Raw genomic sequence first — 26,504 nt, 5'->3', positions numbered from 1 at the left:
GAGAATAGGGGGACTTAGAAGAGTGTTTTTAAAACGATTAGAGATTATCGGTTTTAAATCCTTTGCTGAGCGCATTGACGTTGATTTTGTCCCTGGAGTTACGGCTGTCGTAGGACCGAACGGAAGTGGGAAAAGTAATATTATTGATGCCATAAGATGGGTACTAGGTGAGCAGTCAGCAAAATCTTTACGTGGAGCAAAAATGGAGGATATTATTTTTGCTGGCAGTGACTCTAGAAAGTCTCTTAATTTTGCAGAGGTCTCATTAATACTAGATAATGAAAAAAAATTGCTGCCAATTGAATATAATGAAGTAAGTGTGACAAGAAGAGTCTATCGATCAGGTGATAGTGAATTTCTAATTAACAAGCAAAATTGCAGGTTAAAGGATATTGTTGATTTATTTTTAGACTCGGGCTTAGGGAGAGAGGCATTCTCCATTATTAGCCAAGGAAAAGTAGAAGAAATCCTTAATAGTAAGGCAGAAGAGCGAAGAACGATTTTTGAAGAAGCTGCAGGGGTCCTTAAATATAAAACAAGAAAGAAAAAAGCTGAAAGCAAGCTTCTGGAAACACAGGATAATTTAAATCGTGTACAAGATATCCTTTTTGAGCTTGAAGGGCAGGTGGAGCCTCTTAAAATCCAAGCTTCGATCGCAAAGGATTATCTTGAAAAAAAAGAAGAGCTAGAGAAAATCGAAGTGGCTTTAACTGTCTATGAGATAGAAGAGATTCATGGAAACTGGGAAACATTATCTAAACAGTTTGAGCAGCATAAAAAGGATGAAGAAAATCTTTCAGCGAGACTTCAAGAAAAAGAAGCTAAGATCGATGAAGCAAGAGATCAAATAAAAATCCTTGACGAATCTATTAGTGACATGCAAAATGTTTTACTGCATGCTAGTGAAGAGCTTGAAAAACTAGAGGGCAGAAAAGAAGTTTTAAAAGAAAGAAAAAAGAATGCTTTTCAAAACAAAGAACAGCTTCAGCAATTGATTATTGATGTAAAGAAAAAGGTAGATTCATTAATAGAACAAAAAAAGTTCGAAGAGGCTTTAACAGAAAGGCGTACATTTGAAGCAAATGAATTAAGATTTCAATTAAAGAAAAAAGAAGAGCAGTTCCAGCTATTAAGCGAGAATTTGGAACAAAAGATTGACTCATTGAAAAGTGACTATATCGAACTCCTAAATGAACAGGCAGCATCAAAAAATGAATTAAGAAATATTTGTCTCCAATTAGATCAGCAGCAGGTTAAATTTACGAAGCTTGAAGAAACAAATATCAGATATGTTGATGAGCGGGAAAAAATTGTTGATAAGAAAAATATGATTAAGAATAAGCTGAAGAGTGCTCAAGAGAAAATCGAAAAGCAAATTCATCTTTTTCAGTCGGAGCAAGCGGAAATAGAAAAATCAAAAGCTCGTTATCAAAAACAAGAAACAGCTTTATATCAAGCCTATCAATATTTACAGCAAGCAAAATCAAGAAAAGATATGTTAGAAGAGATGGAAGAGGACTATTCTGGCTTTTTCCAAGGAGTGAAAGAAATCCTTAAAGCTCGTTCAGGGAAGCTGCAAGGGATTGTTGGTGCTGTTGCAGAACTAATTCGTGTTCCTAAAACATATGAAACAGCCATTGAAATTGCACTTGGTGGAGCAACTCAGCATATTGTTGTAAATACGGAAGAAAGCGGAAGAAATGCCATTCAATATTTAAAGAAGCATTCATATGGACGAGCTACCTTCCTCCCATTAACTGTTGTCAAACGTAAAGCTATTTCTTCTCATCAATTAGCCGAAATCAAACAGCATCCTTCCTTTGTAGGCATCGCTGCTGACCTTATTCAATATGATGCACAATTTATTGAAATCATTCATAATCTTCTTGGATCCGTTGTCATTGCAAAGGATTTAAAAGGGGCAAATGAGATGGCTAAGCAGCTTCTTTATCGATGCCGTTTCGTTACGCTTGATGGTGATATTGTCAATCCTGGTGGATCGATGACTGGGGGTGCCATGAAACAAAAATCATCCTCTTTGTTATCGAGAAAAGGAGAGCTAGAAGAGTTAAAAGGTAAGCTTGAAGAAATGAAGGATAAAACCGTTTTACTTGAAGATAAAGTGAAGCAATTAAAAAAAGATATCCAAAGTAAAGAAGATGAAATAAATACGTTGAGACAAACAGGCGAAGAACTGCGGATACAGGAGCAATCCTTCTTGGGAGATTTAAAGGAAGTTGAAATTGAAGAAAGAAATATAAATGAACGATTGTCTATTTATGATATGAACACAGCTGAATTCAAGGAAGAAAATGAAAAATTAAAAGATCGTCAAAATGAGTTAGAAATCCTTCTAAAGGAAAAAGAAAGTCAAATTTCTACTTTAGATATGGAAATAAATCGATTCATTGAGCAAAAAAACAACCAAGAGCTTTCAAAGGAATCACTTTCATTAGAAATCAGTGAGCTAAGAGTGCAATCAGCTGCAAAGAATGAACAATTCATCCATGCTCAAGAAAAATTAGCTTTGATAAAAAATGAATTAGAAGAACAAGAGTCAAAGTTCTCAATCTTGGAGGAAGATCTTGAATTACTTTCTAATGAAATGTCTGACAGCACTTCTGGGGAAGAGTATTTAGAGAAAGCTGCCAAACAAAAGCTGCATGATAAGCAGGAGACAACGGCATTTATTTCAAATAAAAAAAATAACCGTGTTCATTTACAGGAAGTACTTGGGCAGCTTGAGCTAGAAACGAAGGAGCTTAAAAGGCAGCATAAAGGAATGCTGCAAAATTTAACGGATGAAGAAATAAAAATAAACCGATTAGATGTTGAGCTGGAAAATCGTTTGACTCATTTAAGAGAAGAGTATTTGCTGTCCTATGAAGGGGCAAAGGAACAATATCCTTTAACAATTCCAGTAGATGAAGCACGTAAAAAGGTTAAGTTAATCAAACTTGCCATTGAGGAATTAGGAACGGTTAATTTGGGCGCAATTGAAGAATATGAAAGAGTATCTGAAAGATTTGAATTTTTATTAGAGCAAAAAACGGATTTACAGGAAGCTAAAGATACTTTATTTAAAGTGATTGATGAAATGGATATTGAAATGAAAAGACGTTTTGAAGAAACCTTTAAAGGCATTCAATACCATTTTGAATCTGTATTTCAAGCCTTATTCGGCGGTGGAAGAGCAGATTTAAGGCTGACAGATCCAGACGATTTGTTGCGAACGGGTGTTGAAATTGTAGCTCAGCCGCCAGGGAAAAAGCTTCAAAATCTTGGCCTGCTTTCAGGTGGAGAAAGAGCACTTACAGCAATTGCTTTGCTTTTTTCGATCCTTAAGGTTCGCCCAGTTCCATTTTGTATTTTGGATGAAGTGGAAGCAGCTCTCGATGAAGCCAATGTTGTTCGTTTCAGCCAATATTTAAAACATTATAGCTCTGAGACGCAGTTTATTGTCATTACTCATAGAAAAGGTACGATGGAGGAAGCAGATGTGCTGTATGGTATAACCATGCAGGAATCAGGAGTTTCCAAAGTAGTATCAGTTAAGCTTGGAGATACAAATGAGCTCATTGCCCAATAGAAATAGAACAAATGAAGGAATGTGTTATTGAGAACAAAGGATGTGACAGGATGAGTTTTTTTAAAAAACTAAAAGATAAAATTTCACAGCAAACGGATTCGGTTTCAGATAAATTTAAGCATGGCTTAACGAAAACGAGAGATAATTTTGCCAGCAAAGTAAATGAGCTTGTAGCAAAATACCGTAAAGTGGATGAGGACTTTTTTGAAGAGCTTGAGGAAATCTTGATTCAAGCGGATGTTGGTTTTGATACCGTCATGGAACTAGTAGAAGAGCTAAAAAAGGAAGTCAAGCTAAAAAATATTCAAGATCCAAAAGAAGTACATTCTGTTATTTCTGAAAAGCTCATCTCGATTTATGAAGGTGGAGACTCTTCAAGCTCCAACATCAATCTTCAACCAAAGGGGTTAACCGTTATTTTGTTTGTTGGAGTAAACGGTGTAGGGAAAACGACGACTATTGGGAAGCTTGCCCACAAATACAAAAATGAAGGAAAAAAAGTTCTATTGGCAGCAGGAGATACGTTTCGAGCAGGAGCCATTGAACAACTAGAGGTATGGGGAGAGCGATCTGGAGTCGATGTCATCAAGCAGGAAGCTGGAACTGATCCAGCTGCAGTTATGTTTGATGCGATACAAGCGGCTAAATCAAGAGAAGCAGACATTTTACTTTGTGATACAGCTGGCCGATTGCAAAATAAAGTGAATTTAATGAAAGAACTAGAAAAAGTAAAGCGGGTCATTCAGCGTGAAGTACCTGATGCACCCCATGAAGTTTTGCTCGTTCTAGATGCGACGACAGGTCAAAATGCGCTGATACAAGCAAAAACCTTTAAGGAAGCGACAAATGTAAGTGGAATTGTGTTAACAAAGCTGGATGGAACAGCAAAGGGTGGAATTGTTATCGCCATCCGCAATGAATTAAACATTCCAGTAAAATTTGTAGGATTAGGGGAAAAAATGGATGATCTTCAAGCCTTTGATGCAGAAAAATATGTTTACGGACTTTTTGCAGATATTATAGAAGAAACTGAGGATTAAGGGAGACTTTAATAGGATAAAGGTGATAATCATGCAAGATTATTTACATCAAAAGGATGGGATATTTCCTTCTGTATGCTCACTTGATTGTCCAGACCAATGTGGGTTACTCGTTCATAAGCAAAATGGGAAAATCATAAAGGTAGAAGGGGATCCGAACCACCCGGTTACTAAAGGGAATATTTGTAATAAAGTAAGGAATATGGCTGAAAGAATTTATGATCCGAATCGTCTTCAATATCCAATGAAACGAGTCGGCAAAAAAGGGGAAGGCAAATTCGAACGAATTAGCTGGAACGAAGCCGTTTCAACGATCACAAACCGCTGGAAGGAATTGATCGAGGAATATGGGCCAGAAAGTATTCTGCCTTATAGCTTTTACGGGAATATGGGGGTATTAAACGCTGAAGGGATGGATCGGCGCTTTTTCCATCGACTTGGTGCAAGCAGGTTAGATCGCACCATTTGTCAAGCAGCGGGTTCGATAGGCTATAAATACACAATGGGTGACAGCATCGGGATTGACCCTGAAGAAACAACCGATACAAAGCTGTTTTTGTTTTGGGGAATTAATGCAGTCAGTACAAATATGCATCAGATGACAATCGCTCAAAAAGCAAGAAAAAATGGGGCGAAAATCGTCGTTATTGATGTTCATAAAAATCATACGGGTCGGGTAGCGGATTGGTTTATTCCTATTTTACCAGGAACGGATAGTGCACTTGCATTAGGACTTATGCATATTCTATATGCAGAAAATATGGTGAATAGAGATTTTTTAAATGAATATACGGTTGGAGATCATGAATTACAAAAGCATGTCCTGCAATATGATCCTCAAACCGTATCGGGCATAACAGGAGTGCCAGTCGAAGATATTTACAAGCTTGCGCGGATGTATGGGAAGACATCTCCTTCTTTCATAAGAATTGGCAATGGGCTGCAGCATCATGACAATGGGGGAATGTGCGTAAGAACCATCTCTTGTCTTCCTGCTTTAACTGGTCAATGGCTTGTTAAGGGAGGCGGGGCTATAAAATCAAATTCAGGGTATTTAGCTCAAAATACAGATGCTTTGCAAAGACCAGATTTATTAAAGAACCAGCAAACTCGAATAATTAACATGAATCAAATTGGGCAGGAATTGCTGCAAAACGATCAGCCAATTCGATCCATGTTTGTGTATAGCTGCAATCCTGTTGTAGTGGCTCCCAGTGCGAATAAAGTAAAAGAAGGATTAATGAGAGATGATCTTTTTACCGTTGTCCATGATTTATTCTTCACAGAGACGGCTGCATATGCAGATATTGTTTTGCCGGCAACGTCAGCATTTGAAAATATGGATATTTATACTTCTTATTGGCATCAATATATGCAAATTCAACAACCAGTTATCGAAAAGTACGGTGAATCAAAATCAAACGTTGAAGTGATGCGTCTATTAGCAAATGGAATGGGTTATACGGATTCCGTTTTTCTAGATTCAGAGGAAGAAATGATTGAACAGGCGCTTGATTATGAAAATAATCCATATATTGAGGGGATTACATTACAAGCACTGCTTGAAAATCAATATGTAAAAGCAAGCTCAAAATCCTTATTTCCACTTAAAACACCAAGTGGGAAAATTGAGCTTTATTCGAAAAAAATGGAGGAAGACGGGTATCCTTCCCTTCCTACCTATATTCCGCTTGAAGGTGAAACGGATGGAACTTATTTGTATATCCCAGCACCAAATCACAACTTTTTGAATTCAACCTTTTCAAACAATGAAAAGCATGTCTCTATGGAGAAATATCCAAAGCTATTTATGAACGTTCAGGATGCTAGTCTTAATGGCATTGAAAATGGTGACCTAGTCAAGGTGTGGAATGACCGAGGAGAGTGCGAAATCATTGCATCCGTAGGTGATAACGTCCTGCCTGGAGTGGTTGTAACCCAAGGCTTATGGGCAGATGAAAAAGACAAGAAGCAGCTCGTGAACAGCCTTACTCCTGACAGAATTGCTGATATGGGCGGCGGAGCAACCTTTTTTTCAGGTAGAGTAAATGTGAAAAAAGTGCACAAAACGATATAATTTCATGAAAAAAATATGAACCTTTATAAAACAAGAGAGTGTCAAAACCAAAAATAATGACATTCTCTTGTTTTTTTTACATTTTCTGTAGGGATTAATTCGTTCTATTTCGTCTAATTATCTATAGAAGGAAGTAGTAGACTTTCGTCAAATAGTATACATAGAAAGAAAAGGGGGAATTTTTTTGATCAAGAGTATAAAGATCACAATCTTAAGTATGCTAGCTCTGTCATTTTTTTTATGCTTAATGACAGATATGGCAACAGCAGAAAACAACCCAATGATTAAAATTAAATTAGAGGCTGGAGTAAATGGAAAGGTTTCACCTGGAGTAGGATTTCCTGTTCAAGTATCCATTGAAAATGATGGGCCTTTATTTAGAGGAGATCTCACTATTGATTTTTATCCATCCTATCAGACTGGAGGCTCCAAAGTTATCCAGATTGAACTGCCCGAAAAAAGCTCCAAAACTTTTCACATATCTTTACCGGGGGTTACGGAAGATCATCCTTCTTTATATCAAAATAAACCTACCATTCACTTATATAAAGGAAGCTGGAAGGATAGGGAGGAAGTTCCGTTTACAGGGGATAAGTCATTAAAGGTTAGTTTTATTACGAGTAATTCCTTAGGGATTCTAAGCAGCCAATATGATCAATTAAAAGAGTTGAGGATTCTTCCTGATGCCACAATTGAATCCATGCAATTGAAAAAAGATACCGTTCCTTATGAGTCTCAAGGATTAAAAATGTTTGATTATCTGATAGTTGATCAATTTTCATTAGCCGAATTAGATAAAGAAAAGCAGAAGGCAATCGAGGATTGGATAAAAGAAGGCGGTGTCTTAATAGCTGGAGCTAGCTCAAATGCAAGCCAAGCCTATGGAGATTTATACTCCTTATTGCCAATGAAGCCAGAAGCCGAAATGACTGTGTCTACCGATTTTTTAAAGAATGGAAATAAACAGCCTTTAGAAAAGAATATTCATATATTCACAGGATCAATTGATTCTTCTAGTCAAGTTATTGCAATGAGTGACTCAACGCCCGTTATTTTTAGTAAAAAAATAGGAGAAGGACAAATTATTCAAACGGCCTTTTCATTAAGTGATCCTGCTATTTCTACATGGGATGGATACGGAGGCTGGTTTGAACAGCTTCTTAATCAAAATAGTTATGTGGAAATAAATAGTAATAAATATAGTGGGAATTTATTAGATGACCTATACTATCAATTTGCGGAAGTGAATGAATACTTTCCAGGAAGTCAATTCTCTATTGGTCTTTTTATTTTAATACTTACGGTCTATTTAATTTTAATCGTGCCAGTTCTCTATTTTGTGCTAAGAAAAATAGATAAAAGAGAGCATGCATGGTGGTTAATTCCTTCATTCGCTTTACTTGTATCCGTTGTAATGTTTGGCATTGGGGCGAAAGATCGCTTAGGAAAGCCACAATTGAATCAGTTAGGAGTATACTCGGCGAATCAAGGATATCTCTCAGGCTATCAAGCTACAACCTTGCTTTCCAATACAGGAGGTAATTATCAATTAAGTGTACCTAAGAAAGATTTTGAAGTTATTCCATTGACGAATGACCAAACAAGTAGTAAGAAAGCTGTCATTTCTGAAAATCGTAATGACTATTTTATTTCTCTCCCAAAGGTTGAATATTGGTCGACGCGAACGTTATATGGAAAGTCCCATAAAAAAATCTCTGGGCAATTTGAAACAAATTTGTCAATTGAAAATCAAACGCTTAAAGGCAGTGTTACAAATAAATATCCAATTGACTTCTCAGAAGTATTTATTTGGTCTGGGGATGAGAGGATATCACTAGGAAATGTAAAGGCAGGAGGAACGATTCATGTAAATCATAAAATGAAAAGTGCTTATTTACATAGTCCTTCGTATAAAGAATGGATGGGCATGAATGGTCCTCATGCAAATAAAGATTTTTCAAAAATGAAAAAAGAAAGCTTAGAAAGTGCTGTGAGCTCTTTATTATTGTCAAAGCTGCAAAATAGTAATGATCCTGTCATTTCTGGCTATACAAAGAGCCCAGTTGTAGATGTAAAAGTAATTGATAAAGAAGCGAAGAAGGAAAGTTTAAATCTTATCATCTCTCCGCTACAAGTATCTGGAAATTATACAGGTCCTTTTACATTGAAAAGTGAAGAGCTGCAAACACACATTAATGTAGTAAAAGGAGCTATTATTGAAAAAATGGCTGGACCAAAGAATGAGATGCTGCTCGAGGACGGGGAATATGATTTCAGCGTTGCACTTCCAAAAACGTTCAATGTGGGTAAGCTTTCGTTAAATGAGATTCGCATTAGCCTAAACGGTTCATTTATTGACAGTCAATTGTACAATCCTACAACAGGTGAATATTTAAACGTTGAAAGTAATCGATTGATATTAGAAGCAGAGGACAACCCGCAGCAATACTTATCAAAAAATGGTGAGCTAATCTTAAGACTTAAAAAAGAGTCAAAGGGTGACGATCCATATGTCCAAATGCCAACGATTACGCTAAAAGGAGAGGTGTCACCATGATTGAAATCTTAAATTTAACAAAAAGATATGGAAAATTTACAGCGTTAGAGTCATTGAATTTGCAGATTGAAAAAGGAACTGTCTTTGGTTTTGTTGGCCAAAATGGTGCTGGAAAATCTACTACCTTTTCCATTTTAGCAACTTTGCTCTCTCCAACCTCTGGAACAGCATATGTAAATGGCTATGATATTTTAAAAGAACCAAAGCTTGTTCGTAAGCAAATAGGCTATATGCCTGACTTTTTTGGTGTTTATGATCAGCTTAAAGCAGAGGAATATTTGGATTTTTATGGGGCTAGTTATGGAATTAGTTCATCAGAAAGAAAGAGACTTATTCCTCAGTTGCTTGAGCTTGTTAATTTATCGCATAAAAAAGATGCTTATGTTGACTTGCTTTCAAGAGGAATGAAGCAAAGGCTATGTTTAGCAAGAAGCTTAATTCATGATCCGGAAGTCTTAATTTTAGATGAACCAGCATCAGGTCTTGATCCAAGAGCTAGAGTTGAAATGAGAGAAATTCTGAAGGAATTAAAAAGTATGGGAAAAACGATCTTGATTTCATCGCATATATTGCCTGAACTCGCAGAAATGTGTGATGTGATCGGAATTATTGATGAAGGAAAATTAGTAGCAAAAGGAACAGTTGCTGATATTCAACAGCAATTAAGAGCGGAAAAAACGATTACGGTTAAAACAATCGCGGATGTTGAGAAGGCAGTCTCCTTTTTTGAGGATGATCATCTCGTCATAAAAGCAACGATTATGGATGAAGCCAACACATGTCAATTTATTTATCAAGGAACACTTGAACAGCAAAGGGAGCTTCTAAAAAAAGCTATTCTAAACGATATTTCGATCATCAGTTTTTCTGAAGAAGAAAGCAATTTAGAAGATGTGTTTATGGAAATTACAAAGGATCAATAAAATAGTAGGCAAATTTATAGACAAATAGATCGAAAAGTGGTCACTTGTCTTTTCGATTTATTCTATTTTATTGCTCTCCACCCTTAGTGAGTGTGAAAAGTTGAAAAATTTCTTGCGTGATGAACTACGTTGATAAGTCAGGTAAACACACACCCTCGGATGTTCTCGTCAGTCCGTTGCTCTGTGAGTGCAAAGGAAGAAACTATACTCATGACCTGTATAGACAACACCAACACACATGTCCTCTTATTGACATTGGGTAGACGAATGATACTCCGAAAGGAAGGTTAGTCAGAAATGGCTGTCTATTGTTTTGTATTAGATCAAAATGGAAAACCATTAAGTCCTACTAAAGAAAACAAAGGTTGGTACTTAATAAGAAAAGGAAGAGCGATTCTTGTCAAAAAATACCCAATGGTGATTCAACTCAAAAAAGAAGTAACCGATAAAGAACAAGGCAAATCGGAATTTGTTTGTGGAATAGACGACGGTTCCAAATATGCGGGAATTGCAATTGTACAAAAAGGAAAATCAAAGAATATCGCGGTATTCAAAGGGATTATTGAACAGCGTCATGATGTCAAAAAGTTAATGGATGTTCGAAGAGCATATAGACGGTACAGAAGGAGTCATAAAAGGTATCGTCAAGCAAGGTTTCAGAATCGTTCTTCTTCTAAACGAAAAGAAAGAATTGCTCCTTCCATTAAACAAAAGCGAGATGCTATATTGAGAGTTGTTCAACAATTAATGAAATGGATCCCCATTCACCAGTTTAGATTAGAAGATGTACTACTCGATGTGCGAAAATTGACAGAAGGTAGAACGCTTTATAAGTGGCAATATCAAAAATCTAATCGTTTAGATGAAAACCTTCGTAAAGCAACGTTATTAAGAGATCAATTTCAATGCAAAAAATGCGGGGCAAAAGAATGTAGATTAGAAGCCCATCATATTACACCAAAAAGATTTGGCGGGGCAAATACAATCAGTAATTTAATCACACTATGTTCAGATTGTCATTCTTTTATAGGGAATCATGAAATGAACTATGCAGATGAATTTTATTCGATAATCAAGGGAAAAAACATTCGATTCGATTATGTCCAACATGTGATGCAAGGGAAAACCTATTTAAGAAATGAACTTTCAAAACGAGCAAGCTTAGAATTGACAACAGGATGCGATACAGCGAATAAAAGGATTGACTATGAAGTAGAAAAGACACATTCAAATGATGCGCTAATGATTGCAAATTTAAATGGAAATAACGTGGATATTAAAGAGTACAAAATTCGGCCGATGAGAAGAAAAAGGCAGGGAAAAACAAAAGAAGTAAAGGGCTTTAATCATAGAGATATTGTAAAATACACAAAAAGGAATGGAGAATTTTATATAGGCTGGATTACTGCTTTATATCCAGACAAAAATCAGTGTAATATCACTACTTTTAATGGAGAAAAGTTGAAAAGATACGGCATGAATAGATTAAAACTATTATGGAAATGCAATAAGATTCAATGGTTTGTATAGATTTTTTTATAAATTAACATATTTTTGGTAGGAGGTTGAAACTTCTTGAAAAATCAATTGATGAATCCGGTGTTAAATAAAGAATTTAAATTGCGATTTCGGTCGGGAAAGAGCTTTCTCGGAGTTTTATTTTATATATTAGCTTTTAGTATTTTTATTATCGGCTTTATCTCCTTGGTGATGGTTGCAAGCGGGCAGCGATTTTTTAAGCCAGAGGAAAGCAGAACGATGTTTATGATTCTTTCTTATTTACAGCTTGGATTAATTTTATTTATAACTCCAGGATTGACGGGTGGAGTAATAAGCAGTGAAAGAGAAAGACAAACGTTGAACATTCTTCTCACAACCACACAAAGCTCAACAAATATTATCATAGGCAAGCTTGTTTCTTCTCTCTCATATCTTGTTCTTCTTATGCTTGCGAGTTTGCCTTTATATAGCTTTGTGTTTTTATTCGGCGGGATCTCACCTGGTCAGGTGCTAATGACTTTAGGATTTTTCATTTTTACCATCCTAGTATATGGTAGTTTAGGTGTTCTGTTCTCTACTTTAATAAGAAAAACAATCGTTTCGATGGTTACTTCCTATAGCATGACTCTTTTTCTTGCGGGTGGGACAGCCATCTTAACCTTAATACTTATGCAATTAACCCAAGGGTTTTCAGGTACACAAGTGACGTCACCCTTTCCATATTTTACTGCCATGCTGAATCCGCCTATGATTATGACAATGCTACTGCAGCCAGAATTTTCGGAGGAATTTGTTCGGTTAACAGGTATTCACTTTCCAGTGTGGCTAGCTTATTTGGTATCTTACACGTTGATCTTCGCCGCAGCTTTATTAATCAGTATTCGAAAATTAAGGCCTATAATGAAAGCAAAGAAAATATAGATTCATTTAAATGATCAAAGGATTGAAGGGAGAAATATGGACGAAAAGAAACAATTTTATTCTCTGCTCAAGCCAATTCAAAGAGAATTATTTTGGGAGCAATTATTAAAGGAAGTGCAACTCCTGCTAATGATAGCAGGAGGGTTGTTCCTTATTATGCGATTAATAGCTAGTGTATGGATCATTCCCTTTTTTTTCACCTTCTTTTTCATTGGCTGCATCCTTCTTATCGGCTTCATCTGTTTCCGTCTATGGTACAGTCGCCCTGATGTCTCAGCAGCTGCTCATGTCTTTAATGGATTTGTAGAGGAGGATGATGTGGTTACGGCATTTTCGTTCTTAAATCGAAATGGGGCAATGGAGAGACTTCAATTATTGAAAACCGTACGTTTAATGAAAAAACAGATGCCACTCGTTTTACAACGAAAAAAAATATATTTTTATCCGAAGTGGATTGTTCTTTTTTTCCTTTTCCTCTTCTCATCCACACTATTGCATCAATTTTCCTTTGAAAAATGGGACTTGGCCAAGAAAAGAGAAACTGAGATCGAACTCTTGTCAGACGCAAAAAAAGAGTTAAAAAAAGAAATGAAAAAAGTAAAGGAGCCCTCAGTTAAGGAAGAGCTGGCAAAAACAGTTCATGAATTGAATCAGGCAAAGACACCGCGGGAAGCTCTAAAGACAATGGAGAAACAAGTCAAGCAGCTGGAGTTAAAACAAATAAAAGAGCAAGAAAACAAAAAGAAATGGAATTCGTTTCAACCTGTGCTCAATGATAAAGAATTTCAAAATCTTTCCGAATCATTAAAAAGTCAAAACATCTCTGAGATCGAAAATGCATTAAGAGAGGCAAATAAAAATTGGAATCAATTCTCTGATCATCAAAGAAATTCATGGAAAAATCTTACGAATCAAAACCGTTCCTTAACGGAAAAGGAGCTTGAACAGCTTGCAAAAGAATTAAAAGCAGCGGCTCAAGCAGACAGACAAGTACAAGAGCTGGCTCAAGCGGAAACAAGCTTAAAAAATTCAGCTCAAAATCTACAGGAGCAAATGGCTGCAAACGGTCTTGAATCATCTTCACTAGCCCTTTCGAATGCAAATGGATCACAAGAAGGCGGTCAAGCAAGCTCTGGTCAAAGCAATAATCCTTCTAATTCTAGCGGAAATCCGTCAACAACGCCTAACACTAGTAATAATGGCGGAAACACAAGCGAAAACCCTAATAGCAGTAATAATCAGAATGGGCAAGGAGCAGGAAATGGAAGTAGTAACAGTAATGGTACAGGTCCAGGCAACAGTGGCAATGGTTCAGGAACGGGAAGTGGATCAGGTTCAGGCGGCAGTGGTAATGGTTCGGGATCTGGAAACGGGAATGGCTCTGGAGCAGGGCTTGGGTCGGGCTCTAGAGAGTTGCTAACGATTCCTGAATATGCAAAGGGAGAAAATCGAACCGAACAGGATACTGGCGAGCTAGGTGCAGGGACTCAAGGCCAACAAATGGATGGAGATGGCCTCGTGCTTAAAGGCAGTATCAGACCGTATCAAGAAGTGTATGGTGAATATGAAAAGGCATATCGTGAAAGTACAGAAAGATATAAACTTCCGACAGATTTAGAAGATATGGTTAAAAATTACTTTTCAAATATAGATCCAGATAAGGAGTAGGTATGGTATGAAAGATGAGGTACAACTAGAACAGGATATTTTAAATGCTTATGAAAAGCTGCAATTAATAAAAGAAGAAATTCACACATTTATTGTCGGGCAAGAAACGGTGATTGAACAGGTGTTGTGGAGTATTCTGTCAGGTGGACATGTTCTGTTAGAAGGACTGCCGGGATTAGGAAAAACGATGCTTATCCGTACCCTTTCCGAAGTATTAGATTTATCGTTTTCGAGAATACAATTTACACCTGATCTTATGCCATCCGATATTACTGGGACGATGCTCCTGCAGCCTAGTCTGGATGGAAAGCAAAGCTTTGTTTTTCATCCAGGTCCCATTTTTGCGAATCTTGTGTTAGCGGATGAAATCAATCGGGCAACACCGAAAACACAGAGCTCCTTGCTTGAGGCAATGGGAGAGAAAACGGTTACCGTTATTGGGGATACAAAAAAAATAGAAAGCCCCTTTTTTGTAATGGCCACCCAAAATCCAATTGATATGGAGGGAACCTACCCGCTTCCAGAAGCACAAATGGATCGATTTCTTTGTAAGGTGAAAATGGTTTATCCTTCAAAAGCTGAACTTAAAGAGATTATTAACAGAACGACTGGAACGAAAAAAATTGATCTACGAAAAATAGTCGATTCAACCGAAATCAATCACTACCAACAGCTAGCAAAAAAGATTCTCGTTTCCGATGAGGTTTTGCAAATAGCCGTGAATATTATTTCTGCAACTCATCCTAGTTCAGAAGAGTCTTCAGAGGATGTAAAAAATTATGTTCAGTATGGAAGCGGTCCAAGGGGTTTGCAAAGCATGATCCAAATGGCTAAAGCTAGAGCTTTATCTCAAGGAAGATACCATATTTCAACAGGTGATTTAAAGCAAGTATCCATTCCAGTTCTAAGACATCGTATCTGGCTTAATTTTGAAGGAGAGGCAAGCGGAATCACAGTAGAAGCATTGATTAAAGAGATCGTAGAAAGATCGACTTCTTTAGCGGCAGGAAAAAGACGATGAATCAGCCTCATTACTTGCTTAGTAAACTTCAAAAGAAAAGACTCATAGTGAAAAAGAAGCAAACGGGCTTGCACAAAGGGCTGCGGAAATCGACTTCTTTTGGTTCTTCATTGGAGTTCTCTGATTTTCGTGTCTATCAGCCTGGAGATGATGTAAGACAAATTGATTGGAATGTATTTGGAAGAACGCAAAAGCATTATATAAAAAGATTTTTAGACGAACAAGAAATTTTTGTATCCATTTTTTTAGATGCAACATCTTCAATGAGAGCTATACAGTCAAAATGGATGATGGCCAAACAACTAGCTGCAGCTTTAAGCTTTATCACTCTCCATCATGAAGATCGGCTATCTTTTTTTCCTATCAGTTCTCCAAGCTCTTACCCAATACAGAAACAAGGAGCCAATCAAAGCAGGAAGGTATACCAACAAATCATTCAGCTTACAGAAACCATGAATACAGAGGGTTTTTCAGAAAATACCAAACAGAAAATAGGGAAGAATCAACAATTATCAATTCTTATCACTGATGGGATGGAAAAAATAAATGAGATTGAGAGTCTATTAAAAAAGGTAGGTTCAAGGATACAGGATGTTTGGTTTCTCCAAGTAATGAGTCAGCAAGAACTTTTACCTGATTTTTCTGGAGATGTAAAACTAAAGGATAGTGAAACAAATGCGGAAGTAAATGTTAGTGTCAATCAAAATTTAATTACAGCTTATCAGCAACGTCTTCAACAGCATAATAAAAAGCTTGAGCTACTTTGTTTAAAGTACGGCATTACCTACCTTCTAGTTGAAGACTCAAAGGAACTATCCCATTTGTTTTTTCATGAATTTCCTTCCAAAGGCTTATTGAATTGAGGTGATTTCATGCATTTTGCTTTTCCATTCTATTTTTTATTTACTATTTTCATTGGTGCTGTGATCGTTTTCTATTTTTTTCGAAAGCAATATAAACAAGTCCCCATTTCATCTAACATGCTTTGGAAGGAAGTCTTAAATGAATGGCAGGCTTCTCCATGGCTGAAAAAACTACAGCATAATCTATTATTTTGGCTGCAAATTTTGGCTTTATTACTTCTTATGCTTGCATTAGTTAGACCATTTTGGCATGTAGAAGGATTGAAAGGAGAGGAGATCATCTTTATAACAGATACTTCTGCTTCAATGTCTGCCCTCCATCAAAATCGAAGTCGATTAGAGATGAGCAAGGAAAGCATGCTCGAAATGGTAGATCAATTAAAAGAAAACCAAACAGTAACCATTATCGAAGCATCAGAAAAACCAAACATGATTTTAACAGGAGAAAGTGATCTCAAAAAAATCAGAAAAAAAATAGAACAGCTTCACTTATCTTATGGTCATGAAAACATGAATAAGTCTTTGCAAATGGCTTCTTCTCTTTCAAATGGAAAAGAGACAAGCATACATGTATTTACTGATTCCGTATCAAAGTCGGATGTTTCATCTGTTATTCGAAATCGATATATTGAAATACATACTGATGGGGAGAAGGAGGACAATTTTTCTATACTATCTTTTGGAGTAAGTGAACAAAAGGGAGTCATTTCAGGAGCTGCCATGATTGAAAATCAGTCGGTAGATGAACAATCAGTTCTATTACAAGTAATAAGTCAAAAGAATATACTATTTGAAAAAGTTGTCACCCTTAAAGCACATGAAAAACAATTTGTGCATATTCCAACGTTAATGAAAGAACCTTATTATGAATTGACGATTAAGGCAAAAGATCCATACGAAGCAGATAATCATCAAATTGCCCTTTACCAAGAAAAGGCATCAAAATTATATACACTTCAAAACACGAACCCATTCGTCACAAGAGCTTTACAAACGATAGGTGCTGATCTTATTCAATTACCATCAGATAGCCAAGAGCTCCTCGAAACAGATGGTGTTTTAGTAGGAGAAGGCTCTTCTATTTCTTCGGATTTAAAGCATCCGCTGTTATTTTTTAATCAGAATAAAGCTTCGAAAATAACATTAAAGGAACCGCTAAAGATGGAAGAGGATCCGATATTACAGTATGTAAATTTGGCACCTATTTACATTGATTCAGCTTCACAGGAGATGAAAGGTGATTGGACAACACTTGTCCACAGCGGGAATATTCCGTTAATACAGAAAGGATTCATTAACGGACAGCCAGTGATCGTTGTTAATTTTTCGGTTGAACAAACAGATTGGCCGCTTTCACCGAGCTTTCCGATTTTTTTATACAATAGCTTTCAATGGTTATCGGAACGTTCAGATTTCCTAGGAAACTTTGAACCTGGGGAGAAAAAATGGCTAAATTTAGACTCTGCTTCTACGAATTGGGAAATTTTTGATCATGAAGGAAGTTTAATTGACTCATATCATTCTGAGAAAGAGAATTTTACAGCTCCTTTAAAACCAGGATTATATCAAGCAGTCTCGAATGACCAGGTAAGATATTTTTCCGTAAGCTTAGATGAACGAGAAAAAAATATTGATGTAAAACCTTCTTTCCATCTCAATGATCAGAAGCAACAAGAAAAAAATCTTGTTCAAAAACAAACAGATTTTATCTGGATCTGGTTAGCCAGTCTAGCATTAATTTTATTATTCATTGAATGGGAGGTGTATCGACGTGGATATTGAGTTTGAATTTCCGTATCTCCTCCTTTTATTTATACCTGCATTGATTTCTATTTTTTTCTTTTTGAAAAAAAGAACTCAAAAGAGCTCGCTTGAAACTTATCTTATTGTTCTTCTTCGATCTCTAGTATTATCATGTTTAATATTTTCTTTAACAGTTCCACAAATATTATCTCCTATTAAAGAGGTTCCTGTTATCTTTCTTGTTGACCATTCTGCAAGCTTAAAAGGAACAGAGGAGGAAATTTATAAATGGATTGAAAAAAGCATTGCATACAAAAATGAAAAGGATCCATATGGGATCGTTACTTTTGGAGAAAATGCTGTCGTTTACCAGTCATTAGCATCAGATCGTGGAATGATTGGGAGATTTGAAAATGTAGTAGGGAGAAACGAAACAGATGTTGAATCTGCCATTCAATTTGCCTCTGCACTATTTCCGAATCAATCTAGCGGGAGAATTGTCCTGCTAACAGATGGAAATGAAACGATTGGTGAGGGAACGAGCGCCATAAAATTATTAAAGAACCAGCGAATTGAATTGGATACGTATCCTGTGAAAAAACGGAAACAGATAGATATGGCCATAACAGAGCTTTCCGTACCGCCTGCGTTATATAAAGGAGAAAATGCTAATATTCAGCTGAAAATAAACAGCAATATAGCTCAAAAAGCAACTGTCCGTATTACAGAAAATAATAAAGAAATCATTAATAGTGAAGTGGATGTAAAAGAAGGACAAAATATGTTTTCCTTTTCCCACATAGTAGATGAAACTGGCTTGATTCAATTCCAAGGAGAGATCATTACAAATCAGGATGCATATAGTGAAAACAATACACTTCAGACGATTACAAATGTGAAAGGGACTCCTAAGATCTTACTTGTCCAACAAGATGATGATCCAAGAATTAAATCTATTTTAGATGAAGCAGGCTTTCTTACGGACCTATATACTCCAGAAAAGCTGCCTACTGCTTTAACAGGATATCTATCCTATCAAACTATATTATTTAATAATGTCCCTGGAACATCCATTACAGACGATCAAATGAATATCATGGAGAAGGCCGTTAAAGATTTTGGTGTCGGTTTTATTATGGCAGGTGGTCAAGACAGCTTCGGTTTAGGGGGCTATTTTAAAACACCAATTGAAAGAATTTTACCTGTAGATATGGAGATAAAAGGAAAGAAGGAGCTGCCTTCCCTTGGTTTAATCATCGTTCTTGATCGATCTGGGAGTATGAGCGGGAATAAGCTTATTTGGGCAAAAGAAGCAGCTGCGAGATCAGTCGATCTATTGCGTGAGGAAGATACTCTTGGTGTTATTGCTTTTGACGATCGTCCTTGGGTGATTGTAGAACCAGACCCCCTTAAAGAAAAAACGAAAGTGATGAAGAAGATCCGTTCCATATCACCTGGAGGTGGAACAGAAATTTATTCTTCTTTAGACAAGGCGTATGAGCTGCTTGATGGTTTGAATGTACAAAGAAAGCATATTATTTTGCTTACGGACGGACAATCTGCAACAAATTCAAACTATGAGGATCTAATTGAAGATGGAAAAGAAGATAAAATAACATTATCTACTGTTTCCATTGGTATGGATGCTGATCGAAGGCTTCTTGAGGAGCTTGCTGAGGTTGGATCGGGAAGATATTATGATGTAACAGATGCTTCTGTTATTCCGAGTATTCTCTCAAGAGAAACGGTAATGGCCTCACGAACCTATATTGAGGATCAGCCTTTTTTCCCTGTCATTCAAAATCCATATGAGTGGGGGAAGCTCTTCCAGGATGGTATCCCGCAAATGAATGCTTATGTAGCAACGACTCCAAAGCCTCAAGCAAGTGTATCCATCAGCAGTGAAAAGAAGGATCCGATTTTTGCTGAATGGCAATATGGAATCGGAAAAGGGATAGCTTTTACATCCGATTTGTATGGAGCATGGTCTGGAGATTGGGCCAGATGGAGTCATTGGTCGACGTTTATTAATGAAATGGTAACAAGAAGCCTGCCGCAATATGATCAAGAGCCTTACCGCATTTCTGTTGAAAAACAAAACGGGAAAAGAGTATTATCCATTCAAACGGATGAACAAATTAGCTTGCCCTTGGACATGACAGTTATATCCGAGGAAGGCAAGAATGTAAATACATCCTCTAAATTAGTTGCACCTGGTCAATACGAATTAGACATAAATAATAAGCCAGGAACTTATTTTGTAAGTATTAAGAAGACCATGGAAAATGGGCAATCCACTGTGTATCAATCAGGATTCACGATTCCTTATTCAGAAGAATATTTACAGAACGGTGAAAATAAAGAAATGCTGAAAAAATGGGTAAAGCTTTCATCAGGTGAAGAGCTTACGAGTGAAAAACAAGTCTTTCGTCCATTAAGAGAAAATGCTTTTCATAAACAGGATATTAGCAATTGGCTAATCTGTGCAGCCTTTCTTTTCTTATTTGCAGAAATTGCAATTCGCCGCTTTGGGATAGGAAAATGGAGGGTTAGACAAATCCACTCAAAGGGACAAGCAAAAAGCCTGTCTGTTCATAGGCATGTAAAACGAAAAGAAGATCATCTAAAAGCAGATAAAATAATTGAACAGCATGATGAGAAAAATACGGCAAAAGCAAATACGTTAACAAATGAAAAAACCGCAAGAAAAAACTTATCTCAGTCAAAGGTATCACAATCTTCAAATCGAGAAGAGAATCTTGAACGCTTGCTGCTTGCAAAAAAAAGAAAGGATTCCTAAGAAAAGCGGAAGGAATATCTTGAAATAACCAGTCAATGTTTTGTTATGTCATTGGATTAGAGTCGTTCAAACCTTGACATGCTAAGGATTTCTGTGTAAACTATCCATTGTAAAGGCTTTTCACTTAACATGGGGGTAAAGATCGATGCTTGAAAAAACAACGCGTATGAATTATCTTTATGATTTCTATCAGTCGTTGTTAACACCGAAGCAGAGAAGCTATATGTCTCTTTATTATTTAGATGATTTTTCTCTCGGAGAGATTGCTGAAGAATATGATGTGAGCCGTCAAGCGGTGTATGACAATATCAAGAGAACAGAAAACATGCTTGAGGAATACGAAGAAAAGCTTGCGTTATTAAAAAAATTTCAAAAGCAAAGCCAGCTGATTGCCAAGATCAAGGAAAGATTACAGAACGAAGACTCTCCATTGGCAGATTTTTTATTTGATGCTATTGCAGAGCTTGAGAAATTAGATTAGGAGGCGGCGTTTATGGCATTTGAAGGATTAGCCGACCGACTTCAGAATACGATTCAGAAAATTCGCGGCAAAGGGAAAGTTAATGAAGCAGATGTAAAGGAAATGATGCGTGAAGTTCGTCTTGCCTTACTAGAAGCGGATGTTAACTTTAAGGTTGTTAAAGAATTTGTTAAAAAAGTAAGTGAACGAGCGGTTGGACAAGAAGTATTAAAAAGCTTAACACCTGGCCAGCAAGTTATTAAGGTTGTTAAAGAAGAACTAACAAACCTGATGGGGGGAGAGCAAAGTAAAATTGCTGTAGCTTCTCGCCCGCCTACTGTTATTATGATGGTCGGACTACAGGGTGCTGGGAAAACGACAACAACTGGTAAGCTTGCAAGCTTGTTAAGAAAAAAATATAATCGAAATCCAATGCTCGTCGCAGCAGATATTTATCGCCCTGCTGCGATCAAACAGCTAGAAACGTTAGGAAAACAACTTAGCATGCCTGTCTTCTCCTTAGGAGATCAAGTAAGCCCAGTTGAGATATCCAAGCAAGCGATTGCTTTCGCAAAGGAGCAGCATCACGATTATGTACTAATTGATACAGCTGGACGACTCCATGTCGATGAAGACTTAATGGGAGAGCTAAAACAGATTAAGGAATTAGCAAACCCAGAAGAAATCTTTCTAGTTGTAGACGCAATGACGGGTCAGGATGCTGTGAATGTAGCACAAAGCTTTAATGAACAGCTTGGTTTAACAGGAGTTGTTCTTACTAAGCTTGATGGAGATACGAGAGGTGGAGCTGCGCTTTCCATTCGATCCGTAACGAACACACCTATTAAATTTGTCGGTCTCGGAGAAAAAATGGATGCTCTTGAGGCGTTCCATCCAGAACGGATGGCTTCAAGAATACTTGGGATGGGCGATGTTCTAACATTAATTGAAAAGGCTCAAGCTAATGTTGATGAAGAACAAGCTAAAGCATTAGAAGCAAAGCTGCGAAATGCAACTTTTACTTTCGATGATTTTTTAGAGCAATTGAGTCAAGTTAGGAAAATGGGTCCGCTCGATGAGTTATTGAAGATGATGCCGGGTGCAAATAAAATAAAAGGGCTTAATAATCTTCAGATAGATGAAAAACAAATAGCACATGTTGAAGCGATTATTAAATCCATGACCAGCAAAGAAAAAGCTCAGCCTGAAATCATAAATGCTAGTCGCCGAAAGCGTATTGCGAAAGGGAGCGGTAGAACTGTTCCTGAAGTAAATCGTTTATTAAAGCAATTCGAAGACATGAAGAAAATGATGAAGCAAATGTCTAACATGGGACAAAAAGGGAAGAAAAGAGGCGGATTTAAGCTTCCTTTTAACCCTTTCTAATCTGTTTTTTCATGGGTAACCCCATTAAATTTTGGTAAATATTTAAAAAAACAAGTGACAAGAAAAAACACTTTACAAACCAATCAAAAATCTGATATTATACTATCTTGTGTGAAACTATTCGGAGGTGCTTATTTAAAATGGCAGTTAAAATTCGCTTAAAACGTATGGGAGCAAAAAAATCTCCTTTCTATCGTATTGTTGTTGCTGATTCTCGTTCTCCTCGTGATGGACGTTCAATCGAAACAGTTGGAACTTACAATCCTGTAGCTCAACCAGCTAAAGTAGACATTAATGAAGAGCTTGCATTAAAATGGCTTCAAAATGGAGCAAAGCCATCAGATACAGTTCGTAACCTTTTCTCTAAACAAGGCATTATGGAAAAATTTCATAATGTTAAAAACGGTAAGTAATATCCATTAGTGATGAAAGAGCTTATCGAAACGATTGTGAAGCCCCTTGTAGATTTTCCTGATGATGTTCAGGTAACAATTCTTGAAGAGAAAGATCGCGTTACCTATAAGCTTTCTGTCAACAAGAGTGACATGGGCAAAGTAATTGGAAAGCAAGGGCGCGTTGCAAAAGCGATTCGAACTGTTGTGTATGCGGCAGGTGCTTCAAAGTCAGAGACGGTTTATTTAGAAATAAATTAGTGAATAAATTTCAAGCATTATTCTTCTTTTTATTAGAAGGCTTTGTTAAACGATAATGTTGATTTTGGAAGGAAATTTGCGAGACTCCTGCGGAAAAACGGGTTGGAAAGACCCCGCAGTGAGGTACGAGCGAGGAGGCTTGCCAGTTCGTCCGCGGAAAGCGAGTGAATTTCCTGACGGTTATAAATCAACACTGAAATTTAACAGAGCCTATTAGAAAGAAAGGATTGTTTGAAAAACGTCTTAGAGAAGGAGGGGAAACCCTCCTTTTTTTACAAGAAAAGATTTGAGCTTTTCCTTTCAATTATTGGGGAAGAATTGTTTGGAGGGACGCTTATATGAAAATACTTCAGACAGTGATTGTCAAACAAGTATTAACTGAAAAGAGTAAGCAGGAGCTTTTAGAGAAATATGAGTACAATAAGATCCAAATGCAAAAAGAATGCGACCAGCTCCGCTTTGAACTTAAACGGCTGGAAAAAATGAAAAAAATCCCCTCTTCTAATTTATTAAAGCACTTTGAAAAAGAAATAGGGATGAGACAGGAAAAAAGCAAATTATTAGATTTTCAGATCGAACAATTACATATGCTACCTATAGGCAGTGAATTAAAGGAAAAGGAACTTCAAGGCATTGTGGAAATATCACTAGGAGACTTGTGGGAGGATGTCGAGAGTTCAAAAACAATTGTCATAAAAGACGGAATCGTCGTGGAAATCCGTTAGAGGTGAGATGAAAAACATGGAAAGATGGTTTAATGTAGGGAAAATTGTTAATACACACGGAATAAAAGGTGAGGTAAGGGTCATATCAAAGACGGACTTTGCCGAAAAACGCTACAAAATTGGAAATCCCTTATATTTATTTATAGGCAATGAAAGCAATCCGTTACAGCTAGTTGTTAAATCGCATCGTACACATAAATCCTTCGACCTGTTAACATTTGAAGGCTTTGAAGATTTAAATGTTGTTGAAAGGATGAAGGGCGGTATACTTAAAATCCCTGAAAATATGCTTGACGAGCTTGAAGAGAATGAATTCTATTTTCATGAAATTATAGGCTGTGCAGTTTATACAATGGATGGAGAAGAACTTGGAAAGATCATTGAAATATTAACACCAGGGGCTAATGATGTTTGGGTAATAAAAGGTGCTGGCGGTAAAGAAATATTAATTCCGTATATTGAAGATGTGGTAAAAAAAATAGATGTAAAAGATAAAGTAATCCTTATTGATCCGATTGAAGGGCTGCTATCATGATGAAAATTGATGTTCTTACACTATTTCCGGAAATGTTTGCAGGAGTATTAAATCACTCTATATTAAAAAAAGCAGCGGATAAAAATGCTGTTCAATATAATATTGTCAACTTTCGCGGATACTCAGATAATAAGCACCAGACTGTTGATGATTACCCTTATGGAGGCGGGGCAGGAATGGTATTAAAGCCGCAGCCTATTTTTGATGCAGTCCATGATTTACAGGATAAATCAAAAACGTCTCATCCCCGCATTATTCTTCTATGCCCACAAGGAGAAAGATTTTCACAAAAAAAAGCAGAAGAACTATCATCAAACGAGCATCTGATCTTTGTATGCGGTCATTATGAAGGATATGATGAAAGAATTCGAGAGCATCTCATTACGGATGAAATTTCGATTGGTGATTATGTATTAACAGGAGGAGAGCTCGGTGCCATGGTTATCATTGATAGCGTGGTTAGATTGCTTCCTGAGGTTTTAGGAAATGAAGAATCGCATAAACAGGATTCCTTTAGTACTGGTTTACTTGAGCATCCACACTATACACGTCCTGCTGATTTCCGAGGAATGAAGGTGCCAGATGCTTTACTATCTGGGAATCATTCAGTAATCGAGGAATGGAGAAAGAAAGAGTCGTTAAAGCGAACCTATCATAGACGTCCTGATCTATTAGAACTATATCCATTAAGTGACGAGCAAAAGAGATGGTTAAAGGAATTTGAAAATCAACGCGAATAAGTATTGAAGTCCACTTTGAATTGTGTTAAGATATCTTTTGTGGCTTAGGCTAGTATAAATAGCTATAGCCTTATAACGATGTTCCGCTGCTATTTTAAATATTTATTCTGCATGAGCGTCTGTTGGAAGGAGTTGAAAACGATGCAAAAATTAATTGAAGAAATCACAAAAGAACAACTTCGTGCAGATCTTCCTGCGTTCCGTCCTGGTGACACTGTACGTGTACACGTTAAAGTTGTTGAGGGTACTCGTGAGCGTATTCAGGTATACGAAGGTGTTGTGATTAAGCGTCGTGGTGGTGGAATTAGCGAAACTTTTACAGTACGTAAAGTTTCTTACGGAGTAGGCGTTGAACGTACTTTCCCTGTTCATACACCAAAAATTGCGAAGCTTGAAGTTATTCGCCGCGGTAAAGTTCGCCGTGCTAAACTTTATTACTTACGTAACCTACGTGGTAAAAAAGCTCGTATTAAAGAAATTCGATAATGTATGTAGAAAAAGAGCTTGTGCAAACAAGCTCTTTTTTATAGTTCGATGCAGTTCTTTTGTAGGAATTAGGTAAATATACAGTATTAATAACGGCTATTCTTATTATTTCTCCTTTGTATGATATATAATAAGAATGAAATAATAGAACCTATTACTAGACACGAAGCATTTATGTGGCGGAATGGTGGGAAACAAAATGGCAAAAAAGAAAAATGAACTTTGGGAATGGATTAAAGCCCTTGTTATTGCAGTAGTTTTGGCGGCAGTTATCCGTTATTTTTTATTTGCACCAATCGTAGTTGATGGCTTGTCTATGATGCCAACCTTACATGATCAAGATCGGATGATCGTAAATAAAATAAATTATAAAGTAAGAGAACCGAAAAGATTTGACATCATTGTCTTTCATGCTCCAGAAAAAAAGGACTACATAAAAAGGGTCATAGGTCTTCCAGGCGATCGGATTGAGTATAAAAATGATACTTTGTACGTGAATGGAAAGGCATATAAAGAACCTTATTTAGACGATTATAAAAAACAGGTGATCGACGGTCCGTTAACTGCGTCCTTTAAATTAGAAGAAACTCCAGTTGGACAAGAACGGGTACCAGATGGTGAGTTATTTGTGATGGGTGATAATCGTCGATTTAGTAAAGATAGCAGACATATCGGAACTGTGCCAATGGATAAGGTGTTAGGAAATACGAGTGTTATTTATTGGCCTCTTAACGATATTCGTAAGGTTAAATAACTCGCTATTATAGGTAGAAATAAAAATTAAAAAGATAATGGTTCTTAAATAATTAAGGAGGTG

At 36.8% G+C, this 26,504-nt stretch carries 21 protein-coding genes; all 21 read left to right on the top strand.

All coding sequences use genetic code 11. The features are described 5' to 3' along the window. Positions 1-22 precede the first annotated feature (22 nt). The gene (smc, locus tag FDO66_RS04450; RefSeq protein WP_141431214.1) at positions 23-3,589 is read left to right on the top strand and encodes a chromosome segregation protein SMC; all 3,567 of its coding nucleotides are present in this window, start codon (positions 23-25) and stop codon (positions 3,587-3,589) included. 50 nt (positions 3,590-3,639) lie between these two features. Further along, on the top strand, positions 3,640-4,629 hold the full coding sequence (gene ftsY, locus FDO66_RS04445; RefSeq protein WP_141431213.1) for a signal recognition particle-docking protein FtsY: 990 nt from the start codon (positions 3,640-3,642) through the stop codon (positions 4,627-4,629). A 31-nt stretch (positions 4,630-4,660) separates the two neighbouring features. Next, entirely contained in the window at positions 4,661-6,706 is a 2,046-nt protein-coding gene (locus tag FDO66_RS04440) for a molybdopterin oxidoreductase family protein (RefSeq protein WP_141431212.1), read from the top strand. Between the two features lie 184 nt (positions 6,707-6,890). After that, on the top strand, positions 6,891-9,263 hold the full coding sequence (locus FDO66_RS04435) for a DUF7408 domain-containing protein (protein WP_141431211.1): 2,373 nt from the start codon (positions 6,891-6,893) through the stop codon (positions 9,261-9,263). Next, positions 9,260-10,186 (top strand): ABC transporter ATP-binding protein, encoded by a 927-nt coding sequence (locus FDO66_RS04430; protein ID WP_141431210.1) that lies wholly within the window; start codon positions 9,260-9,262, stop codon positions 10,184-10,186. The genes FDO66_RS04435 and FDO66_RS04430 overlap by 4 nt, the downstream gene beginning before the upstream one ends. Positions 10,187-10,483: 297 nt before the next feature. Then, the gene (gene iscB, locus FDO66_RS04425; protein ID WP_141431209.1) at positions 10,484-11,716 is read left to right on the top strand and encodes an RNA-guided endonuclease IscB; all 1,233 of its coding nucleotides are present in this window, start codon (positions 10,484-10,486) and stop codon (positions 11,714-11,716) included. 45 nt (positions 11,717-11,761) lie between these two features. Beyond that, positions 11,762-12,607, top strand: coding sequence for an ABC transporter permease (locus tag FDO66_RS04420; protein ID WP_141431208.1), 846 nt, complete (start codon positions 11,762-11,764; stop codon positions 12,605-12,607). Between the two features lie 36 nt (positions 12,608-12,643). Then, positions 12,644-14,275: a coiled-coil domain-containing protein gene (locus tag FDO66_RS20720; protein WP_181444447.1), complete on the top strand. Its 1,632-nt coding sequence runs from the start codon at positions 12,644-12,646 to the stop codon at positions 14,273-14,275. A gap of 7 nt (positions 14,276-14,282) precedes the next feature. Then, positions 14,283-15,296: an AAA family ATPase gene (locus FDO66_RS04410; RefSeq protein WP_141431207.1), complete on the top strand. Its 1,014-nt coding sequence runs from the start codon at positions 14,283-14,285 to the stop codon at positions 15,294-15,296. Continuing rightward, on the top strand, positions 15,293-16,159 hold the full coding sequence (locus FDO66_RS04405; protein WP_141431206.1) for a DUF58 domain-containing protein: 867 nt from the start codon (positions 15,293-15,295) through the stop codon (positions 16,157-16,159). Before FDO66_RS04410 ends, FDO66_RS04405 begins: the two co-directional genes overlap by 4 nt. Before the next feature lie 9 nt (positions 16,160-16,168). Then, positions 16,169-17,941, top strand: coding sequence for a vWA domain-containing protein (locus FDO66_RS04400; RefSeq protein ID WP_141431205.1), 1,773 nt, complete (start codon positions 16,169-16,171; stop codon positions 17,939-17,941). Further along, entirely contained in the window at positions 17,931-20,702 is a 2,772-nt protein-coding gene (locus tag FDO66_RS04395; protein ID WP_141431204.1) for a vWA domain-containing protein, read from the top strand. Before FDO66_RS04400 ends, FDO66_RS04395 begins: the two co-directional genes overlap by 11 nt. 145 nt (positions 20,703-20,847) lie before the next feature. After that, positions 20,848-21,183 (top strand): putative DNA-binding protein, encoded by a 336-nt coding sequence (locus tag FDO66_RS04390; RefSeq protein WP_141431203.1) that lies wholly within the window; start codon positions 20,848-20,850, stop codon positions 21,181-21,183. Between the two features lie 12 nt (positions 21,184-21,195). After that, positions 21,196-22,548 (top strand): signal recognition particle protein, encoded by a 1,353-nt coding sequence (ffh, locus tag FDO66_RS04385; protein WP_141431202.1) that lies wholly within the window; start codon positions 21,196-21,198, stop codon positions 22,546-22,548. Positions 22,549-22,688: 140 nt separating this feature from the next. After that, on the top strand, positions 22,689-22,961 hold the full coding sequence (rpsP, locus tag FDO66_RS04380; RefSeq protein WP_141431201.1) for a 30S ribosomal protein S16: 273 nt from the start codon (positions 22,689-22,691) through the stop codon (positions 22,959-22,961). Between the two features lie 12 nt (positions 22,962-22,973). Beyond that, positions 22,974-23,201 (top strand): KH domain-containing protein, encoded by a 228-nt coding sequence (locus tag FDO66_RS04375; protein ID WP_141431394.1) that lies wholly within the window; start codon positions 22,974-22,976, stop codon positions 23,199-23,201. A 338-nt stretch (positions 23,202-23,539) separates the two neighbouring features. Then, the gene (locus tag FDO66_RS04370; protein ID WP_141431200.1) at positions 23,540-23,926 is read left to right on the top strand and encodes a YlqD family protein; all 387 of its coding nucleotides are present in this window, start codon (positions 23,540-23,542) and stop codon (positions 23,924-23,926) included. 16 nt (positions 23,927-23,942) lie between these two features. Then, positions 23,943-24,461 carry a ribosome maturation factor RimM gene (gene rimM / locus FDO66_RS04365; RefSeq protein WP_141431199.1) on the top strand — a complete coding sequence of 173 codons (519 nt, stop codon included), beginning with the start codon at positions 23,943-23,945 and terminating at the stop codon, positions 24,459-24,461. Further along, on the top strand, positions 24,461-25,201 hold the full coding sequence (trmD, locus tag FDO66_RS04360) for a tRNA (guanosine(37)-N1)-methyltransferase TrmD (RefSeq protein WP_181444454.1): 741 nt from the start codon (positions 24,461-24,463) through the stop codon (positions 25,199-25,201). Before rimM ends, trmD begins: the two co-directional genes overlap by 1 nt. 141 nt (positions 25,202-25,342) lie before the next feature. After that, positions 25,343-25,687, top strand: a complete 345-nt coding sequence (rplS, locus tag FDO66_RS04355) for a 50S ribosomal protein L19 (protein ID WP_141431197.1) — start codon at positions 25,343-25,345, stop codon at positions 25,685-25,687. Between the two features lie 199 nt (positions 25,688-25,886). Continuing rightward, positions 25,887-26,441 carry a signal peptidase I gene (gene lepB, locus FDO66_RS04350; protein ID WP_141431196.1) on the top strand — a complete coding sequence of 185 codons (555 nt, stop codon included), beginning with the start codon at positions 25,887-25,889 and terminating at the stop codon, positions 26,439-26,441. The last annotated feature ends 63 nt before the right edge of the window (positions 26,442-26,504 follow it).

The organism is Bacillus sp. 03113, assembly GCF_006546985.1.
In the GTDB taxonomy this organism is placed as follows: domain Bacteria; phylum Bacillota; class Bacilli; order Bacillales; family Cytobacillaceae; genus VATK01.
The sequence above is the reverse complement of the archived record's forward strand: the minus strand, read 5'-3'. Positions and strand labels throughout refer to the sequence as shown.

Excerpts from the sequence above, each read along its gene's own strand:
- ftsY (WP_141431213.1), top strand. The coding sequence starts at position 3,640 with ATGAGTTTTTTTAAAAAACTAAAAGATAAAATTTCACAGCAAACGGAT.
- FDO66_RS04440 (WP_141431212.1), top strand. The coding sequence starts at position 4,661 with ATGCAAGATTATTTACATCAAAAGGATGGGATATTTCCTTCTGTATGC.
- FDO66_RS04430 (WP_141431210.1), top strand. The coding sequence starts at position 9,260 with ATGATTGAAATCTTAAATTTAACAAAAAGATATGGAAAATTTACAGCG.
- iscB (WP_141431209.1), top strand. The coding sequence starts at position 10,484 with ATGGCTGTCTATTGTTTTGTATTAGATCAAAATGGAAAACCATTAAGT.
- FDO66_RS20720 (WP_181444447.1), top strand. The coding sequence starts at position 12,644 with ATGGACGAAAAGAAACAATTTTATTCTCTGCTCAAGCCAATTCAAAGA.
- FDO66_RS04410 (WP_141431207.1), top strand. The coding sequence starts at position 14,283 with ATGAAAGATGAGGTACAACTAGAACAGGATATTTTAAATGCTTATGAA.
- FDO66_RS04405 (WP_141431206.1), top strand. The coding sequence starts at position 15,293 with ATGAATCAGCCTCATTACTTGCTTAGTAAACTTCAAAAGAAAAGACTC.
- FDO66_RS04400 (WP_141431205.1), top strand. The coding sequence starts at position 16,169 with ATGCATTTTGCTTTTCCATTCTATTTTTTATTTACTATTTTCATTGGT.
- FDO66_RS04390 (WP_141431203.1), top strand. The coding sequence starts at position 20,848 with ATGCTTGAAAAAACAACGCGTATGAATTATCTTTATGATTTCTATCAG.
- ffh (WP_141431202.1), top strand. The coding sequence starts at position 21,196 with ATGGCATTTGAAGGATTAGCCGACCGACTTCAGAATACGATTCAGAAA.
- rpsP (WP_141431201.1), top strand. The coding sequence starts at position 22,689 with ATGGCAGTTAAAATTCGCTTAAAACGTATGGGAGCAAAAAAATCTCCT.
- FDO66_RS04375 (WP_141431394.1), top strand. The coding sequence starts at position 22,974 with ATGAAAGAGCTTATCGAAACGATTGTGAAGCCCCTTGTAGATTTTCCT.
- FDO66_RS04370 (WP_141431200.1), top strand. The coding sequence starts at position 23,540 with ATGAAAATACTTCAGACAGTGATTGTCAAACAAGTATTAACTGAAAAG.
- rimM (WP_141431199.1), top strand. The coding sequence starts at position 23,943 with ATGGAAAGATGGTTTAATGTAGGGAAAATTGTTAATACACACGGAATA.
- trmD (WP_181444454.1), top strand. The coding sequence starts at position 24,461 with ATGAAAATTGATGTTCTTACACTATTTCCGGAAATGTTTGCAGGAGTA.
- rplS (WP_141431197.1), top strand. The coding sequence starts at position 25,343 with ATGCAAAAATTAATTGAAGAAATCACAAAAGAACAACTTCGTGCAGAT.
- lepB (WP_141431196.1), top strand. The coding sequence starts at position 25,887 with ATGGCAAAAAAGAAAAATGAACTTTGGGAATGGATTAAAGCCCTTGTT.